This is a genomic window from Rothia sp. P13129 (genome assembly GCF_048512865.1).
Classification (GTDB): domain Bacteria; phylum Actinomycetota; class Actinomycetes; order Actinomycetales; family Micrococcaceae; genus Rothia.
Window position 1 is genome coordinate 1 of the sequence record NZ_JBLXYA010000012.1, and the last position, 17,735, is coordinate 17,735.

The window sequence follows — 17,735 nt, forward strand, 5'->3', positions numbered from 1 at the left end:
TCCGGGGGGTGTGTTAAATAAATTTTTTTATCAACCACACCCCTCTTAGTATCTCTCCCTTATCAGAGAACAGATTCTCTGAAATTATTCTTCTTAATGGAAGAAATGACGGCTGCCAGTGAAGTACATTGTCACACCAGCAGATTCAGCGGCAGCAATGACTTCTTCATCACGAATAGAGCCACCAGGCTGAACAACCGCACGAACACCAGCGTCTATGAGCACCTGTAGACCATCAGCGAAAGGGAAAAAGGCGTCAGAGGCAGCAACTGAACCGCGAGCGCGTTCAGCATTATCGGCAAGAGTGTTAGCGCGTTCAACCGAAAGTTTACAAGAATCTACACGGTTTACCTGCCCCATGCCAATACCGACAGCAGCACCTTGATGAGCTAGAAGGATAGCATTTGATTTTGCAGAACGTAGGGCACGCCAAGCAAAGCTCAAATCTTTGAGGGTTTGTTCATCGGCAGGTTGACCGGCAACGAGAGTCCACGCGGTAGGCGTATCACCCTCAGCTTGTAACTGGTCTGCATCTTGGAATAATGCGCCACCAGAAATTTGACGGTATTCGATGGTGCTTCGCGTATAGTTCTGAGGCAGTTCGAGAATACGTAGGTTCTTCTTAGACCGTAAAATCTCTAAAGCATCTGCACTATAGGACGGTGCAACAATTACTTCGGTAAAAATGTTTTTGATGTTCTGCGCCATCTGTGCGGTCACTTCGCGGTTTGCTGCAATAACACCGCCATAGGCAGACACCGGGTCACAGGCGTGAGCGTTCATATGAGCTTGTGCAATAGGGTCTTCAGCTTGTGGTGGTGCAATTGCCACGCCACAAGGATTATTGTGCTTAATAATAGCTACTGCGGGTTCATCGAAATCATAGGCGGTGCGTAGAGCGGCGTCAGCATCAACGTAGTTGTTATAGCTCATTGCTTTACCGCCGAGTTGTTCAGCTTGGGCAATGCCGGGGGCGCTAGCGGGGTCTACGTAAAGAGCTCCTTGCTGGTGAGGGTTCTCTCCATAGCGTAAAGATTCTGAACGTTCAAAGGATAGTCCCGCAAAAGGTGGCCAGTATTGGGCGTTCTCAGAGCCTTCTAGCTGGGCGGCTGTCCATGTTGCTACAGCGGTATCGTAAGTGGCGGTATGTGCAAAAGCAGCTGAGGCAAGACGGCGACGTTCAGCTAAAGTAAATCCACCGTTTTGGGCTGCGTTAATGACGTCATCATAGCGTTGGGGGTCGACGACAACAGCTACTGAATGATGGTTTTTTGCGGCTGCACGCACCATGGAAGGACCACCAATATCGATTTTTTCGATAATAGCATCGTGGTCAGCGCCAGAAGCAACGGTTTGCGCAAAAGGGTAAAGGTTAACGATAACAACGTCAAAAGGTTCGATGCTCAGCTCTTCTAGAGTTTGTCGGTGTTCTTCTTTCCGACGGTCAGCTAGAATACCTGCGTGAATCCTCGGGTGAAGAGTTTTGACGCGACCTTCAAGACATTCGGGAAACTCGGTAATATCAGATACTTCTGTTACTGGTACGCCAGCAGAAGCAATCGTCGCTGCGGTAGAACCTGTTGAAATGAGTGATACACCGGCTTGGTGTAGTCCACGTGCAAGGTCTTCTAATCCAGTTTTGTCGTAGACAGAGATGAGCGCACGTTTGATGGGGACACGATCTAGCTGAGTAAGGCTCACAAATACTCCAATTTTTTGTCTGGGTAAAAGGTGTTATTTTGAGCCGTTTTCAACCCCGGCCCACGGGCTAGATACCAGTGATGAGGTATCTACATCTGTGGCACCGGCGCTTATAAAAGCGGGGGTGTATGTTCTTCAGGAGTGGTTTTCTCCGTGGCATTCTGCGAAGAACGTAGAGTGTGGCTTATCTGTTCAAGAGTGTTCACAAGTAACTCCCGCTCTTTGACTTTGATACGCTCGTGAAGGGTTTCTTCGGTGTCTGTATCTTCCACAAAGACAGGAGCTTGAGCAAGGATAGTTCCGGTATCCACCCCTGCATCAACTAAATGAACCGTCATTCCAGTGACTTTAACCCCATAGGCGAGGGCGTCACGTACCCCGTGTGCTCCGGGGAAAGAGGGTAAGAGAGCAGGGTGGGTATTGATGATACGTCCGGCGAATCGTTCAACAAGTTGTTTGTCCACGATGCGCATGAAGCCAGCGAAGACGATACGATCAGGGTTATATCGGGTGAGGTGTTCTTCAAGGGCACGGTTCCATTGCTCGCGAGAAGAATAATGATGTGGTTCGCACAGGAACGTTTCAATACCGTTCTCTTGGGCTCGTGCGATACCACGGCACGGTTTATCTGCACCGACAGCAAGAATATCCACCGTGAGGGTGCCTGCCGAAACAGCATCTATGATGGACTGTAAGTTTGTCCCTGACCCAGAGACCATCACCACAATACGCATGGTTCACAGTGTACCCCACCTTGTGGCGAAGCTAATAGTTCAATTATTTATATGACTTAAAGTATTTTGCGCATGAGAGAGCAGGCGCGAGGAATCCCTCAAATCTCTCAGAGCAGGTATCCTAGAGAGTATGTCTGTACAGCCTATGCTTCCTGAGAATGAGTCCTCCCCCATGGTTCAAGACGCAAAGCAGCGTCTTGACGTCTGTCATCGTTTGAGCATTGCTTTTGGCCTTTTAGGGTTTGTGTTCTCCTCGTATAGCGGGTGGTGGCTTATTGCAGCAGTGTCTTTTCAGTTAGGGATGATTATCAGCGCTGTTTGGGGCATGACGTATATTGCTCGGGCACGTGCGTCCTCAGGCACGTATGTGACGTTCACATTCTTTATGGTGATTGCGTTAGTGCTCATGTTTAGCACCGCAATACAAATAATTTTTATGGACCAAACAAACCAGTTTGCAGATTGTACCCGTCATGCTCTGACTATTGTCCGGCAGGAGCAGTGTAAAGCTGATTTAGAAGATAATCTTTTAGGGTCCTTACTCAAATAAAGCCGATATGGGCAGTTATACCGGGAGTTATAGGGGTACTGGTAGCAGTACTCATGGTGGTGGTTGTAGAGCGATTAGACTGGGACAAACAACCCCCACAATAAACTTCAAGATAAAACCTCAAGGTATTGTCTTCAAGCACATTTGATGATGCTCTAGATACATCCCATCAGCTCAATTATTTAAGTGAGGTTTTGTCACACCCTCAGAACGCCAAAAGCTCTGTGCCCAAAAAGCGTTAAGAGTCATCAGACTGCGACGAAGAACGACGTCGAGTTTTTGGACGGCGTATGACTCGCCCATGTTTAAAGTGAGTGAGGGTTTTCCCTTCAGAAGAATCCTTATCTCCAGTTACCTGATCGGCTGCAGTATCATTTTTTTGTTTCGATACGTCATCTTCAGTTGACGAAGCCTCTGTCTGAGCCTCGAGGTTTTCCTCTTCGATATCAGAAAACAATCGTAAGTTTTGGGCTACGACAGATTCAAAATCAGCAGTTTTTTGCTCCTCTTTTTGAGCCACCTCAGATAGCGTCATATCCGATAACGGTCCATCAGAGTCTTCTAAGAGACGACGCACAGCCTCGGAAGAAGGCTTATTGGTTTCATCATGCTGTTCTTCAACTTCTGCGATAGCAGAATTCTGACGAGAGTTTCGACGTTGTGCTTTTTTCTGCTCGCGGGCAAGACGTTTACGACGACGGCGCTCTTCACGGTCGTTCTTTAGCTCAGAAAAACGCTCAAGCTCAGTAATAGCGCCACGATGGAAGATAGGGGCCATCACCGATCCCATCATCACGCCACAAGCAATCCAACCGGCAGATAAAGCACCAAATAATAAAGCATCTGGCCCTAAATCAGTAAAACGTCCCATACCAAGAGAACCGCGCGATGCCCAACCGCATAACGCCAAAATGATGCCGGCAGGAATAGAAACAAAGATAGCTAAGGCAAAAGTTGATAGTGGCAAAGAAATCCAGCGGAAAGGAATTTTAAGAGAAAGCCACTCATCAAGATGGTCTTCGCCGGCGCGGAAGAACCACCAGCCAGCAACAATACCGCACAGCACAGGAACCGCAATAGCAATATAGCTCCACGGCTCATTGACCGTTGGTAAGGCACCCAGAAGAGGGAAAGCGGGGAGCACACCAGTAGAGTGTTCAAAGAAGTTTACGGAGGTATGTTCTCCCAATGAGAAACCAGCTCCGACACTCCAAGACATCGCCCAAAAAACTACGTTAGGGATAACACCAAGCTGTAAAAAGGTCAAAGCCGTATCGCCGATAGCACCAGCATCAAGCAATTGATAAATTGTGACGACATCGCTCCAATGCCAGAGCAAAGACAAGCTCAGTAATAGCCCTCCACAGCCAATAAACGCAAGAACTGCCACGATTGATGCGCGAAGAACCGTCCAAACATAAGAACCCGCCCAACGTGAGTACTGGCTAAACTGAGCAACCCATTCTGCAGCGTTAACACCGATCATTCTCGCCAAAGAACGAGACTCGTACCAGCCACCAAGAATAAGCCCTGATAAAACGACCCAACACGGTACAAGTGCAGAAGCTACCGGGTACGCTACCGCAGCAGTATCTGTTGTCAAAAGGCTCAAGCCCCCAGCACAGGCACTATAAGTGATAGCTCCGGTTAATGTTGGTATCCAGAATTGTCCCTCACGAGATGCTTGAGCTAAGACTCGTCCTGAACGGAAACATAACCATAAGGGTATCAGCGTTAAACCCAACGGGATAAAGCTCATCGTCCCCTGAATATCGGGGGTGTCTCCATACGGGGCAGAGATGTTCAGATGAAGAGGAACCCCATGGATTAGAAGCCACATTTGGCTAACTAAAACTGCCATAGCGTAGAGGTCACGCTGTTCAAAACCGCCGGTAAACCATACGGCACCCAGTAGTAGCACTACAGCAAAGCAAGAGTAGAAGGCAGTACGAAAGAGTTCGACAACCCCCTGTAGCCAGAGGGGCATCGGTATCGAACGTTGTTGAGGTTTCATCACGCTGGTTTTCATCGTCTTTTATCTTGTCATGAACTCTATTGAACTCTGAAGTTCACACAGCTTTTCTCATCCAAATGAGACATAAACCAAGGATTTTCTTCACCGCGTGCACCCCACTGAACCATACCATGTATGCCGGTCAAGACGCTAAGCTCATCACAGCCTACATCTTAAGATCATGCAAAAGACACAGTGTTTATAGTCCTCGCGCGGTGTTTTCATGCAACGGATTAACGGCAGGGACTCCCCAGCGACGATAAATATCTGCTTTAGAAGAAACTATTTCTAGCTGATGCACTTCAGCGGTAGCAGCCATGAGCCCTTCAAGTGCGGCGGTAGGCAATGGCGTATAAGGGCCTTCTGGTGAGGGGCGTTCTTCAGCACGAATTTGGCGACCGGCCCATGCCAAAGATACGTTCGTATCAACGTCGAGGACCTGCCCGCTAAAACGTTCGAGAAGTTCGTTAACCCACCGCTCTGTTTCAGGGTAGGGGTAAAGCCCTTTAAGTTCGCCTAGGCTAAGTGCTGATATGTACATCACCATATATGAGCGACGGCGAAGAAACGCAACGACCTGCGGATGTGGTGTGGCTTTGCGAATCTCTGCTAGTACATCAGAGTCTAGAAGTAGTCCTCTTATACTCATGCTGCTTGTAAGATACCGTATTCCTGGTTAGGGATACCGTGCGGATTAGGAGAGAGCAAAAAGTTAAGAAACTCAGAACGCTCATGGGAAATACGAGTGTAATCTTGAATGCTTACGGCAGCGTAACCGCCACGAGTTTGAGCAGAAGAAACAGGTTGAATATTGTGCTGAGGGCGAGCGGTGTTGTGCATGATACAACTGCGCTGAATGCGCTTTCCTTTCGAAGTGCTCTTGTCCGTACCAGCCTGCGTACTATGACGCGAATACGAACCGCTTCGTCATCCGAGCCACCCGTGAACATGGGGTTGGCGTTCAACTAAAGTCGGAGCTTATCAGTTGAAACTCTTGAAGCTGAATCCAGAATAACGCAACCACCACAAAAAACAAAGAGCTCAACCCAAAATATTTGAGAGATTTAGGCTACACCAGCTTTGGTGCAAGCTCATCCGGTAACCTAGAACATATATGCACCCTGCCAGCAGAGGATACAACCACCGTGAATGCACCATCAGCTTTCCCCAGAATCCCCGTCAGCGCAGCAAAAATTATCCAGCAAGTAGGACACCGCACCTACCTGCGCGGAAAACAATACATGCAAGAAGGCAAAGTCGCCCGATACTCCTACGACGCCCAAGCACACATCCTGACAGGAACAACCTACGGCGACGCAACAGACCCATACCTCAGCAAAATTGTCTTCCCCGCAGAACAGGTTGAAGGATCCCTCGCTTTCTCCGCACGATGCACCTGCCCAGTACGCACCGACTGCAAACACTCCGTAGCCATCATGCTCACCGCCATCGAAAGAGCCGAAAAAGTTAGCAAAGCTCAAAGTTCCACTCAACGCGTCACAGACGGACTCAGCGAAGAACAGCTCAAACACCACGGAATCACTACTGCACAAGAGCTAGCAGAACAACAAAAAATGTCGACATGGCGCAGAACACTGTCACAAACACTGGCGCAGCATCACCGGATACCCTACGAAAATAACAGCAATACCATCGCCGCTCTCGACCTCAAAATGCACGTTAACTCCCGCTTCGCACTCGGTAGCGGTCAACACAAAACACCACGTATCACCCTACAAGCACGCCCACTCGTCCAAGGTAAAAACAACCGTTGGATTAAAGACGGCATCAACTGGGAACACTTCCAAAAAGATTACACCGGAAAGACAAGCAGCCACGCCCTCCGACCCGAACACGAACGATGGTTGCGAGAGTTCTACTCCATCATCAGACCTTGGCAATCAGCGTATACTTCCCACCGCGATTGGGTAACACTTTCTACGGTTAACTCGTCCCTACTATGGAAAGTACTCAAAAAAGCAGAAAAAATAGCACTGCCCATCCTGTTAGAGGGAACACCCATCACTACGGCGCACACCGAAGAAGCCACGCTAAAAGCAGAACTTCACAGCTACAAAGACGGTCTACGCATCACACCAACACTCACCACAGGAGAAAATGCCTTCCTCGCATACTACTGCCACCCAATAGGCCAGCCCCGCAACGGATTCATTGCCCTCGGGCACAAAGCACAAGAACACTACAAAGCCACAGCACAAGCTGAACATTGGGAAACAACCCTACCTAGCGCCATCAATCCAACACGTCTCAACGACCGATACGCCGCAGCCGACCTCATTTTCATTCCCCTGAAAGAAACACTCAACGGCGCAGCAGAAACCCTTATCCGAGAAGAACATATCGAAATCCCCTCACAAGATATCAATAGTTTCTATCAAGAGTTCTACCCATATCTCACACGCAATATCAGCTTCTGCACCAACGACGCAACGATACAACCACCCCAAGTGCAACAACCAGAGCTAATTCTTCACGTCTACTTCGACAGCGAACAAACACCCCACGCCCACACCCGCTGGGAATGGGAATACCCTAAAGACCCGCTCAAGAACACACGAGATGAAAGCAACCTCGAATACTTCCCAGTACAGAGCACCTTATTAGACATCTATGAACAGCGCGATAAAAACTACGAAAATACAATCCTCGCGCAACTCAAAAATATCTACCCCGCATTACAGCTCACAGAACAACACTTCTACGACTGGGATGTTCAACAACTCACCGAATCGATACTGCCCCAATACCGCAATGTTCGTGGACTCCGCATCCAAACTCATGGACAAGAACCTCAATTCACAGAACTGGACGTTACCCCCGAAATCCAGATGAGAGTTGAACCAAGCGACACCCAAGACTGGTTTGACCTTGGAATTATCGTCACCATTGGTCAATGGACCGTATCATTTTCTACGATCTTTGAGGCACTCAACGCGGGGAAAAAACACATCCTTCTCGGTGATGGCAACTACTATCCCCTCAACCGACCAGAATTTATCAAACTACGTCAACTACTAGCCGAAATAGAAGACTTCTCAGAACCAGACCAACCACTTAGCCTCAACAAACACCAATTAGGGATGTGGGAAGAACTCGAAGATCTTGCCACCACCACACAATCATGCCAAGGATGGCAAGAAAATATTCACAGCCTCCTCAGCGACAAAGACAGTAGCGATAACGTACCGACTCCAGCAACACTCCAAGCACAGCTACGCCCCTACCAAGAAGAAGGCTACCAATGGCTCTACTTCCTGTGGAAACACCGCCTTGGAGCCGTCCTCGGTGATGACATGGGGCTTGGTAAAACACTACAAACTATTTCCATGATGCTCAAAGCCTATGAACAATGGGTCGAAGAGCTCAATAACAGCACCCCATCATTTGCTCCTTTCCTCATCATTGCCCCCACCTCTGTTGTTCCCAACTGGGTACAAGAATTAGAACGCTTCGCACCAGAACTTGAAGTCGCCGCCATCACCACATCCACTGCAAAATCGCAACAAACACTCACAGAACGTATCGGTCAGGCACAAGTCGTTATCACCTCATACACTCTGCTACGACTAGATTCCAACGCTTTTAACAGTTACGCACAAGAAACACCGTGGAACGGGGTCATTCTTGATGAAGCGCAATTCATTAAGAATGCGAGGACTCAAGCACACCAAATAGCACGAAAAATACCTGCACGTTTCAAACTTGCCGTCACCGGAACACCCATGGAAAACAACCTCATGGAGTTATGGTCTATTTTCTCTCTCGTGGCACCAGGTCTATTCCCCAGTGCACGAAAATTCAAAGACTATTACGTACAACCCATCACTGAAAGCAAAGACCACGAAAAACTCGAACAGTTACGGCAACGGATACGCCCGCTGATTCTCCGGCGAACGAAAGAACTTGTTGCCACAGAGCTACCAGATAAAACAGACCAAAGAATGCCCATTGCTCTTAACCCAGAGCATCGTAAAGTATACGATATGCTCCTACAACAAGAACGCAAAAAAGTTCTGGGACTGCTCAAAGATATGGACAAAAACCGTTTTACGGTCTTCCGTTCGTTAACAAAACTACGCATGATGGCGCTAGCACCTCATCTAGTCGACGAAGAGTACTCGCACATTACCTCATCAAAACTAGAGTACCTTCAGTCGTATCTGCCAGAAGTTCTCTCTCAGGGACACCGTGTACTGATTTTCTCCCAGTTCACCAGCTACCTTAAAACCATCGCAAAAGATTTAGAAGAACAGAATATTGAATTCTGCTATCTTGACGGTTCGACAAGAGACCGCGCAAAAGTTATCGAACAATTTGAGCGAGGAGAAAGCTCCGTCTTTCTCATCTCTCTCAAGGCGGGAGGGTTCGGCCTTAACCTCACCTCAGCAGATTATTGTTTCTTGATGGACCCGTGGTGGAACCCTGCAGCAGAGCAACAAGCCATCGACAGAATCCACCGTATTGGGCAGACCAGACATGTGATGGTTTACAGGCTTATTGCTGCGGGAACCATTGAAGAAAAAGTTATGGAATTACAAAAAAATAAGTCTGCACTCTTCGACGCTGTTGTTGATGATGGAGATTTCTTTAGCGAAAAGATGACAGCAGAACATATCCGAGAACTATTGAGTACCTCGTAGCGATGAGAAGAAGTGCGTTGTAACAACCACAATACCGCCACATAACAGACCAAAGATCATGGCAAAAAATGTTTCAGCGCACCATGCAAGCACGCTCAGAAGAGTACCGGAACTCCACGAGGTGAGAGCATGAACAAGGTATTCAACCGCGTGTTCTGGGGCGTGAAAACCGATATCTGCTAAACCGCTCAAGACGATATGCCCGCCCACCCAAAGCATCGCAAAAGTACCAAGTAATGAAATACCTTTCATCACAAGAGGCATTCCTGACACGAGCGCAGCGCCTATTTTCTGTGTCATAGAAGATTCACGGCGCATGAGCGCTAAGCCGACATCATCCATCTTCACGAGTACGGCAACAACACCGTAGACAAGTAGAGTAATCAGCACCGCCACCACGATGAGGGAGATAATACGAATAGCCCACGTTCCCTCATGAGCAATAGTGTTCATGGCGATGACCATAATCTCGGCAGAGAGAATGAAGTCTGTTCTAATCGCCCCAGAAATAACGTTTTTCTCGGCTTCTTCCCCAGCAATAATAGCGGGGGTTTCGGTCTCTTCTGCTGAGTGCGGATGAAATAACTCTAGTATCTTCTCAGCACCTTCAAAGCAGAGGTACAGACCACCTAACATTAACAACGGAGTTAATGACGCTGGCCATAACCAACTCAAAAAGATAATCAGTGGAAGAATAAAAAATAGCTTATTCCGGAGAGAACCAACCGCAATTTTACGAATAATAGGTAGCTCACGACGAGGTTCTACCCCGTTCAGATATTGGGGAACAACAGCAGTATCATCAACAACAACACCAATAGCGCGAGCGCTTGCTTTAGAGGCTGCGGCAGCGATGTCGTCGGTGCTTGCCGCTGTGAGTTTTACTAATGCTGCGATGTCGTCTAGGAGCGCAACTAGCCCGCCAGCCATGAGGATCTCTTTTCTTTATATCTGTCCAATAAGCTACTACCCCAAGAATACAAGGGAAGTTATCGTTCATTATTGTTCAAGAGTATTTTCGGTTGGATATCTCCACAAAGCTGGTTTCCAGTATGTCGCTAGCACGATAGCACCAACGCATATCACACCACCAATGATGGCTGTCATTGAGGTACCAAATAGTGCAGCTCCCAGACCCATCACACCAATACCGATGTTAGGCCCACCAGCAAGGGTCATGATGAAGATACCTTGAAGACGTCCGCGAAGCCTATCGGGGGTTTCTTGTTGAATGATAGTAGAACGGAATATACCGCCTACACCATCTGCCCAGCCTGCTACCGCTAACGCGCAAGAAGCACAGACAAGAGGTAACAGGTTTTCGTGCAAGGACTCGCTCGGAGAGCGTCCTTCTAAGAAGAATGCAATTGTGCCGAAGAAAACGAATCCTATCCCCCACAACACATAGCTCATTGTGAGGAAAGCTCCACGGCGTTGTATAGCTGATAGCCACCCCGAAAAAGTGACCCCAATAAAAGCCCCTAGTGCGCCAGCTGAGAAGAGCACACCGGCGCCAAGGTCTCCACCACCAAAGGAGAGGAGCACTAGAGCCGGAATGAGAGGACGGGCTTGGATACATATCATCGCAATCAAATCAACGATGAACGTCATCGCAATGACGGGGGTGCGCCGTACAAAATAAAAGCCTTCTACTACGGAGCGAAGACCACGAACCTTTGGTGTTTTTTCATCGTGTTCAGGAAGGACTGTAGGAAGTTTATATAGCGCCCAGATACTGACCAGTAGAGCAAAAACGTTAACAAGGTATGTGTAGTTATATCCGATAGAAGCAATGAATAAACCGCTGAGTAAAGGCCCAAGAGCCATGCCCAAGGAGCCAACGCTCATATTAAGTGCATTGGCAGATGCAAGAAGTTTTGGCGGAACTATTCGAGGGATAATAGCGCCACGAGCAGCCTGATTAATGGGGAAAAGTAATGATTCTAAAGCAACGAGAGTATACAAAACCCATTGGTTCTGGAGATTGATCCATGATTGCAAGGCAATGAAAAGGGTCATGAGCCACATGCCCCAGCTGGCGGTTAAAGAAACTTTACGACGGTCATAGTTATCGGCAATGACTCCTCCGTAAAGACCTCCTATGATAAGGGGTAACACCACAATAAAGCCGAGAAGCCCTACGGCGAAGGTGGAGTGCGTGAACGAAAAAATTTCTAGGGTGACGGCTGTTGATGTAATTTGGAAACCCAAACTAGAAAAGAGAGAACCAATCCACAGCCGGCGGTACTCGGGGAGTTCTTTGACCGGCGTTAAATCCATAAAAATTTTCGCCATGAGGGAAATACTACACTATGGCTAACCGTGTCTTATGCCGTCTATTTGCGCATCTTTTCAGGGGTTATCGGTGCGTTGATGAAGATTATCTGATGACGCAAAGAAAAGTAACACCAGCATTTTTGGGCGGCACTAATTCTATGATGAAAGAATAGACAGAAAATTTTACGCATAAAGTTTTCTGATTGATGCCGTTGAGCACACCTTCGAAAGGATTATCAGATGGCACAACAGCCTCTCAAAACATTTAATGATGGACACACCATCCCTCAGCTAGGTTATGGATTATGGCAGGTTGAAAACGACCGCGCAGAAGAAGTGACACAACTAGCACTCGATGCCGGATACCGACATATCGATACCGCAAAAATCTACGGCAACGAAACTGGTGTGGGCAGAGCATTAGCATCTAGCCACGTAGCTCGTGAGGATATCTTTGTCACCACCAAAATTTGGAATGACGACCAAGGGTACGACCAAACACTTCGAGCTTGTGAAGAATCCTTAGAACGCCTCGGGCTCAAAAGTGTTGATCTTCTCCTCATTCATTGGGCTTCTATCCATCGTGAAAAATATGTTCAGACGTGGGAAGCTTTCATTGAGTTGCGTCGTCGTGGACTAGTACGTTCCATCGGTGTCTCAAATTTCCCCGAACAACAATTACGCGAAATTATTGAGGTAACAGGGGTAACCCCTGCTATCCATCAAATTGAGTTGCACCCATATTTCTCTCAAGAGAAGTTGCGTGCAGTTCATCAGGAGCTTGGAATATTAACCGAGGCATGGTCTCCGTTAGGTCAAGGTGGCCAGTTACTCAGTGACCCTGTCATCACTGAAATCGCTCAAAAGCATCAGGCCACACCGGCACAAGTTGTTATCGCATGGCATTTAGCGTTAGGCAACGTTGTTATTCCTAAATCGGTCACGCCAGAAAGAATTGTGTCCAACTTTGAGGCTCTACAGGTACGCCTCGATGATGCCGATATTGAGGCTATTAACTCATTGACTCGTGCAGATGGGCGTATTGGCCCTGACCCGTCACATATCGAGTTCTAAGAGCAGCTTTTACCTTCTCAGGTGAGGCAGACGTCATAGGGCGTCTGCCTCTTTGAGGTTAAACTGCAACTAATACCACGCTATTTTTTAGCGCTATACTCCTCTTTTAGAGAGGTAATAATGCTATTTTGAGGTGATGTGTTCTAAGACTTTATGGAACAAAGCCCATGATGAAAGAAAAGAGCTGAGGGCATGAAAGAAAGTTTTTTTAAGCTTCTTCAGAATGAGAAAGTCCGTTTTCTCATTGTTGGTGGTGGTTGCTTTGTGCTTACCATGGTCATTAACTATGCCCTCAAATACACGGTTCTTACCGCAAAACCGACAACAGCTCTTATTTTTGCAACCGGAATAGCAAGTATTGTCTCGTATATTCTTTCTTCACGTTGGACGTGGCAAGGCTCCTCCGGAAAGCCAACGTTCGAGCAGTTCTTAGGCTTCTTTATTGTGACGGTCATCGGTATTGGGTTAAACGCTCTTCCACAGTGGGTATCACGCTATATATTTCATTTGTCGTACCCTAACATTTCGTTTCTGGCTCAAGAAATAGCGGACTTTATTGCCGGCCCTATTCTCGGTACAGCCCTAGCGATGGTCTTTAGATTTTGGGCACTTGACCGCTTTGTTTTTAAAGGTTACGAGGCTCGCAAAAAAGCAGAACTACACGAAGTGGTACCTTTCGACAGTGAGCAGAAATCACCTTCTGTGCCGATGGATGAAGGTTCTGTTCCGCCAGTGCAAAAGACCTCATAGAATTTAGAAGAGGTTATTTGGGTTTTTATGCTCGACGTTGCCGACGTCGAGCATTTTTCTTTGTAATAGAAGGTTCGTCTTCAAGCAGTAACGATAACGCTATACGCCCACGGTTTGTATCAACGTGGGTAACACGGACTTGTACAATATCGCCAGAACGTACAATATGGTGAGGGTCTTGAACATAGCTTGTGCTCATCTGTGAGACGTGAATGAGTCCGTCTTGGTGAACACCAATATCAACAAAAGCTCCAAAACCAGCGACGTTTGATACTGTCCCTTCAAGAATCATGCCGACTTTGACGTCATGGATGGTTTCGACACCTTCAGTAAAGTGCACAGTACGAAACGTTGGGCGCGGGTCACGGCCGGGCTTTTCGAGTTCATCCAAAATATCGTTGAGCGTTTGAGTGCCGAAACCCTCATCTAAATATTTTTGTAATTCCATCTTTTTTCGAACACTCGACGGTATCACTTCACCTGCAAGTACCCCAGCATCCTGAAGGAGACGACGAGCTAACCCATAAGACTCAGGGTGAACGGCAGAGGCGTCAAGAGGTTCGTCTCCTCCCCTAATACGGATAAAGCCGGCAGCTTGTTCAAAGGTTTTAGGGCCTACTCCAGAGACGTTTAGAAGTTCCTGACGGTTTTTGAAAGCACCATGTTCTTGCCGATAGTTCACAATATTTTGAGCTAACGCACGGTTCAGACCTGCAACATGAGAAAGTAATTCAACGGATGCGTTATTAACCCATACACCTACACGGTTGACGCAGTCTTCAACAGTTGCGTCTAAGGAGCGTCGTAGCGCATGAGCTGAAATATCATGCTGATATTGACCTACGCCAATAGATTGCGGATCTACTTTAACAAGCTCAGCAAGAGGGTCTTGTAGACGACGTCCGATAGAGACTGCCCCGCGCAGAGACACATCGAGCTCTGGCAGTTCTTCGCTTGCTAGAGCAGATGCAGAATAGACGGAAGCTCCTGCTTCTGAAACAGTAACTTTTTGTACAGAGATTCCCTCATTTTTAAGGGTGCTCAATAGTTCGCTGGCAAGTTTATCGGTGTCGCGAGAGGCTGTTCCGTTACCAATAGAAACCAGTTCAAGATGATGTTCTTTAACGAGTTCAGTTAAGGTATTCAGCGATTCAGCCCATTGTTTTTTAGGGGCATGAGGGTAGATAACAGTAGTATCGAGCACCTCCCCAAGTGCAGATAACGCGGCGACTTTTACGCCAGTGCGTAGACCGGGGTCTAAGGCGAGCACAGCACGTTCACCAGCTGGTGCTGCTAAAAGTAGGTCTCGTAGATTTGATGAGAACACATCAATAGCAGATTTTTCGGCGTGTTCTCGCAGACGAGCCCTTATCTGTGTTGCAAGGCGAGGGAGAATACGATTTTTCCAAGTAGAACGTACTGTTGATGCCAACCATCCAAGAACACGGTCTTCATCGCTGACAGTGTTGAGCACCTGCACCGGAATACCTAACGCAAAAGCGATAGCAGACTCATAGGTATAACGTTCTTGTTCGTTACGTTCACTACTTGCACGAAGTTTTGCGAGGTCGCTTTCACCTGATTGTTTTAAAAATTCTGGGGTTTGAGCTATTTCTATACGAAGCTCAACGACGCCCTCTTTCTCGGCTCTCATCAAAGCAAGAACACGGTGGCTAGGTATTTTTCTGAGCGGTTCAGAAAAATGAAAGTAGTCGCTAAATTTGCTGTCATGCTCTCTGTGCGCCGGAAGTACACGTGAGCTAATGACGCCATGAGACCATAAGCGTTCACGGAGTTGTTCCATCAGTTCGTGGTCATATAGCGCGTATTCTTCAAGGATGGCGCGAGCCCCCTCAAGTGCAGTTTTTGCATCTGGTACAGCAGTATCTTCTGGTTCTTCTGCACGAGATGGGCGAACATACGCTTGAGCGATTTGTTCTGCCTCTGCTAGTGGGACTTCGAGGAGGTCGTCGACAAGTGGTTCTAGCCCTGCTTCAAGTGCGCATTGTGCACGTGTTCGTCGAGCAATTTTATAGGGGGCGTAAAGTGACTCCAGCTCATTTTTTGTGCGTGCGGCAAGCACTGAGGCTTGTAAAGATTCTTCGAGTACACCACGTTGAGCAAGGAGTTCAAGGATTTTATGGCGACGCTGTTCTAGGTCTCTGAGGTATTCAAGTCGTTCTTTGAGTTCACGTAGCTGTGTGTCACTCATATTGCCGGTGTGTTCTTTACGGTACCTAGCAATAAAAGGAACGGTGGCGCCTTCATCAAGGAGCCGGATGCTGGCTCTGACACCGAAAATAGGTGCGCCTAGTTCACCAGCGAGCGTTTTTTCGAGTTTGTGTCTGTCCGTTCGAGGTGAATCCATAGCTTCTAGTTTCTCATTAGTTCAGTCTTTTTCTCGTTTTTCAATCGAATAAGGCATGGAAAATCTTGGTTTATTGAAGTAATACGGGTATATATATTTGTTAGTTTTGTTCTTGAGTGTTTAGATTTTGATAACGAAACTATGTACACATTTTTACCGACGCAGACTAATACCGGAGTTTAAGGAAATATCTCATTATGGCAAGTAACGAGGACTATCACCGTTTTCTCTCTCACTACTCGCCGTTGATTGAAGAACTTGCTGATTCTGGCTGGTCCAAGGAAGAAGCCTGTCATCGAATTGCAACGCTCTTCCCGGAAGAATCTCCTAGTATGATTCGTCGCGCAGTTTTTTCACGACGTTGGACTTTTAACACTCGCACCGAAAATATTCTCAACAACGTGATGATGTCGGCTGCGGTATGGTACTCCGTGGCGGTCACCCACGATATGGAACCAGACCCTCAGTATGCCGCAGCATATCTTGACCCCATTATTTTGGAAGATATCCCCCGAATATTTGCGAAGGCCAACGTTAGCCCCGAAGCGATATCTCTCATTCTAGGAAAATGCGGTGCCGCGCTCAAAGCACTCAGCGAAAACCCTTATATCCGCCTTGATGAGGCTTCCTACGACGACTTTTTCGACAACGTCCCCGAAGAAGCTCGTAATATCGTCGACGAGGTCAGTAGCTGGCCGCCTCATCGACAAATTATTGAAGACCGTCTTGGGGACGGCAGCTGGAGTATAGCGCTGATGCGTGTAGGAGTGTGCCCACCAGATTTAGAGGATTACGGTATTAGTGTCTCTGCATCCAGCGTAACAGACCGTGATTTTCGAAATGCTCTAGCAGAATTTTTGAGCTACTGCATCAGATATGACCGCAAACCCACCGTGTTGGTTTATGGTAATTGGTCTATTAGCCGTAACCCTCTAGGACGAGTACCATTACTCGGCACAGTACGTAGCAAATACGGTTCATGGTATAACGGTCTTAAAAACGGTCGTCGACTCATTAATGATGCGCTCAAGATAAGTTCGCTTTCAACTGTTCCCGCACGAGAAACTCAGGATTCAGCAGGAACCTCAGTTTCTCGTTCTCGTTCGGTAGATTTAAAAACTCTTTACGAGAATGGTATTGGTATTGTTCATTCTCCTTCAGAACGGCATAACCAGTTACCGTGTAGTACTCCGTGGGAGCGTATGACAAATTCTTTACGTGGCGCACTTCGTGAGCTACCTTGGGGGCAAAGCATACGGTTGTATTATCTTTCAGAGATCAGTGAAGAACAGGATACGACGATTCCTCGTTTATTTATTCTGCGCTCCCCTTCAGGCTATATTTGTGAGTTGATTACTGAAAACACTGTTTTTTATCGTGGAACAAGCTATGACGCTGCTGTTCTTGAAGAACATGGTTGGGCGTCTATGTCTGAGGACCTTTTCTCATGGGGGCAGACTTTCACGGAGGTAGAGTCAGCCACATACGAAATCATGTATGCCTTGCGATGGGCGTTGAACTACACTCAGCCTGAGCTTTTCTATTTTGAGGATCAAGAACCTCCCGGAGAAGTATCTACACCATAATCCTTTTGCGTTCCGTGGGC

At 47.5% G+C, this 17,735-nt stretch carries 14 protein-coding genes and 1 riboswitch; of the genes, 6 read left to right on the forward strand and 8 right to left on the reverse strand.

Annotation, left to right across the window (positions count from 1 at the left end; all coding sequences use genetic code 11):
- Nucleotides 1-93: 93 nt before the first annotated feature.
- Both purH and purN read right to left on the reverse strand, forming a co-directional pair.
- Nucleotides 94-1,701 carry a bifunctional phosphoribosylaminoimidazolecarboxamide formyltransferase/IMP cyclohydrolase gene (purH, locus tag ACN081_RS07980; protein WP_419107469.1) on the reverse strand — a complete coding sequence of 536 codons (1,608 nt, stop codon included), beginning with the start codon at nt 1,699-1,701 and terminating at the stop codon, nt 94-96.
- 110 nt (nt 1,702-1,811) lie between these two features.
- On the reverse strand, nt 1,812-2,435 hold the full coding sequence (purN, locus tag ACN081_RS07985; RefSeq protein WP_419107470.1) for a phosphoribosylglycinamide formyltransferase: 624 nt from the start codon (nt 2,433-2,435) through the stop codon (nt 1,812-1,814).
- 130 nt (nt 2,436-2,565) lie between these two features.
- Here purN and ACN081_RS07990 point away from each other — a divergent pair, with 130 nt between their 5' ends.
- Nucleotides 2,566-2,985, forward strand: a complete 420-nt coding sequence (locus tag ACN081_RS07990) for a hypothetical protein (RefSeq protein WP_419107471.1) — start codon at nt 2,566-2,568, stop codon at nt 2,983-2,985.
- Nucleotides 2,986-3,223: 238 nt separating this feature from the next.
- Here the strand turns inward: ACN081_RS07990 and ACN081_RS07995 are convergent, their stop codons facing one another.
- From ACN081_RS07995 to ACN081_RS08005, 3 genes are all read right to left on the reverse strand, one after another.
- A complete protein-coding gene (locus tag ACN081_RS07995; RefSeq protein WP_419107472.1) occupies nt 3,224-5,014 on the reverse strand; it encodes a DUF6350 family protein in 1,791 nt (596 codons plus the stop codon).
- A 184-nt stretch (nt 5,015-5,198) separates the two neighbouring features.
- Complete coding sequence (locus ACN081_RS08000; protein ID WP_419107473.1) at nt 5,199-5,648, reverse strand: plasmid stabilization protein; 450 nt, start codon at nt 5,646-5,648, stop codon at nt 5,199-5,201.
- Entirely contained in the window at nt 5,645-5,839 is a 195-nt protein-coding gene (locus ACN081_RS08005; protein WP_419101995.1) for a nuclease PIN, read from the reverse strand. The genes ACN081_RS08000 and ACN081_RS08005 overlap by 4 nt, the downstream gene beginning before the upstream one ends.
- A gap of 31 nt (nt 5,840-5,870) precedes the next feature.
- Nucleotides 5,871-5,999, reverse strand: a riboswitch (SAM riboswitch).
- A 145-nt stretch (nt 6,000-6,144) separates the two neighbouring features.
- On the opposite strand from ACN081_RS08005, the gene ACN081_RS08010 reads away from it, so the two are divergent.
- A complete protein-coding gene (locus tag ACN081_RS08010; RefSeq protein WP_419107474.1) occupies nt 6,145-9,660 on the forward strand; it encodes an SNF2-related protein in 3,516 nt (1,171 codons plus the stop codon).
- Here ACN081_RS08010 and ACN081_RS08015 read toward each other — a convergent pair.
- Together ACN081_RS08015 and ACN081_RS08020 are read right to left on the reverse strand one after the other, a co-directional pair.
- Nucleotides 9,643-10,590 carry a DUF808 domain-containing protein gene (locus ACN081_RS08015; RefSeq protein ID WP_419107475.1) on the reverse strand — a complete coding sequence of 316 codons (948 nt, stop codon included), beginning with the start codon at nt 10,588-10,590 and terminating at the stop codon, nt 9,643-9,645. The two genes, ACN081_RS08010 and ACN081_RS08015, sit on opposite strands and share 18 nt — an antisense overlap.
- A gap of 69 nt (nt 10,591-10,659) precedes the next feature.
- The gene (locus tag ACN081_RS08020) at nt 10,660-11,955 is read right to left on the reverse strand and encodes an MFS transporter (RefSeq protein WP_419107476.1); all 1,296 of its coding nucleotides are present in this window, start codon (nt 11,953-11,955) and stop codon (nt 10,660-10,662) included.
- Nucleotides 11,956-11,972: 17 nt separating this feature from the next.
- On the opposite strand from ACN081_RS08020, the gene ACN081_RS08025 reads away from it, so the two are divergent.
- The 3 genes from ACN081_RS08025 (at nt 11,973) to ACN081_RS08035 (ending at nt 13,761) form a co-directional block, all read left to right on the forward strand.
- A complete protein-coding gene (locus ACN081_RS08025) occupies nt 11,973-12,110 on the forward strand; it encodes a hypothetical protein (RefSeq protein WP_419103412.1) in 138 nt (45 codons plus the stop codon).
- A gap of 67 nt (nt 12,111-12,177) precedes the next feature.
- Nucleotides 12,178-13,011: an aldo/keto reductase gene (locus tag ACN081_RS08030; RefSeq protein WP_419103413.1), complete on the forward strand. Its 834-nt coding sequence runs from the start codon at nt 12,178-12,180 to the stop codon at nt 13,009-13,011.
- Between the two features lie 192 nt (nt 13,012-13,203).
- On the forward strand, nt 13,204-13,761 hold the full coding sequence (locus tag ACN081_RS08035) for a GtrA family protein (protein ID WP_419107477.1): 558 nt from the start codon (nt 13,204-13,206) through the stop codon (nt 13,759-13,761).
- A 25-nt stretch (nt 13,762-13,786) separates the two neighbouring features.
- Here ACN081_RS08035 and ACN081_RS08040 read toward each other — a convergent pair whose 3' ends face one another.
- The gene (locus ACN081_RS08040; protein WP_419107478.1) at nt 13,787-16,129 is read right to left on the reverse strand and encodes a Tex family protein; all 2,343 of its coding nucleotides are present in this window, start codon (nt 16,127-16,129) and stop codon (nt 13,787-13,789) included.
- 197 nt (nt 16,130-16,326) lie between these two features.
- On the opposite strand from ACN081_RS08040, the gene ACN081_RS08045 reads away from it, so the two are divergent.
- A complete protein-coding gene (locus ACN081_RS08045) occupies nt 16,327-17,715 on the forward strand; it encodes a hypothetical protein (RefSeq protein WP_419103416.1) in 1,389 nt (462 codons plus the stop codon).
- Nucleotides 17,716-17,735: the final 20 nt, after the last annotated feature.

Excerpts from the sequence above, each read along its gene's own strand:
- purN (WP_419107470.1), bottom strand. The coding sequence starts at position 2,435 with ATGCGTATTGTGGTGATGGTCTCTGGGTCAGGGACAAACTTACAGTCC.
- ACN081_RS07990 (WP_419107471.1), top strand. The coding sequence starts at position 2,566 with ATGTCTGTACAGCCTATGCTTCCTGAGAATGAGTCCTCCCCCATGGTT.
- ACN081_RS07995 (WP_419107472.1), bottom strand. The coding sequence starts at position 5,014 with ATGAAAACCAGCGTGATGAAACCTCAACAACGTTCGATACCGATGCCC.
- ACN081_RS08000 (WP_419107473.1), bottom strand. The coding sequence starts at position 5,648 with ATGAGTATAAGAGGACTACTTCTAGACTCTGATGTACTAGCAGAGATT.
- ACN081_RS08005 (WP_419101995.1), bottom strand. The coding sequence starts at position 5,839 with ATGCACAACACCGCTCGCCCTCAGCACAATATTCAACCTGTTTCTTCT.
- ACN081_RS08015 (WP_419107475.1), bottom strand. The coding sequence starts at position 10,590 with ATGGCTGGCGGGCTAGTTGCGCTCCTAGACGACATCGCAGCATTAGTA.
- ACN081_RS08020 (WP_419107476.1), bottom strand. The coding sequence starts at position 11,955 with ATGGCGAAAATTTTTATGGATTTAACGCCGGTCAAAGAACTCCCCGAG.
- ACN081_RS08025 (WP_419103412.1), top strand. The coding sequence starts at position 11,973 with ATGGCTAACCGTGTCTTATGCCGTCTATTTGCGCATCTTTTCAGGGGT.
- ACN081_RS08030 (WP_419103413.1), top strand. The coding sequence starts at position 12,178 with ATGGCACAACAGCCTCTCAAAACATTTAATGATGGACACACCATCCCT.
- ACN081_RS08035 (WP_419107477.1), top strand. The coding sequence starts at position 13,204 with ATGAAAGAAAGTTTTTTTAAGCTTCTTCAGAATGAGAAAGTCCGTTTT.
- ACN081_RS08040 (WP_419107478.1), bottom strand. The coding sequence starts at position 16,129 with ATGGATTCACCTCGAACGGACAGACACAAACTCGAAAAAACGCTCGCT.
- ACN081_RS08045 (WP_419103416.1), top strand. The coding sequence starts at position 16,327 with ATGGCAAGTAACGAGGACTATCACCGTTTTCTCTCTCACTACTCGCCG.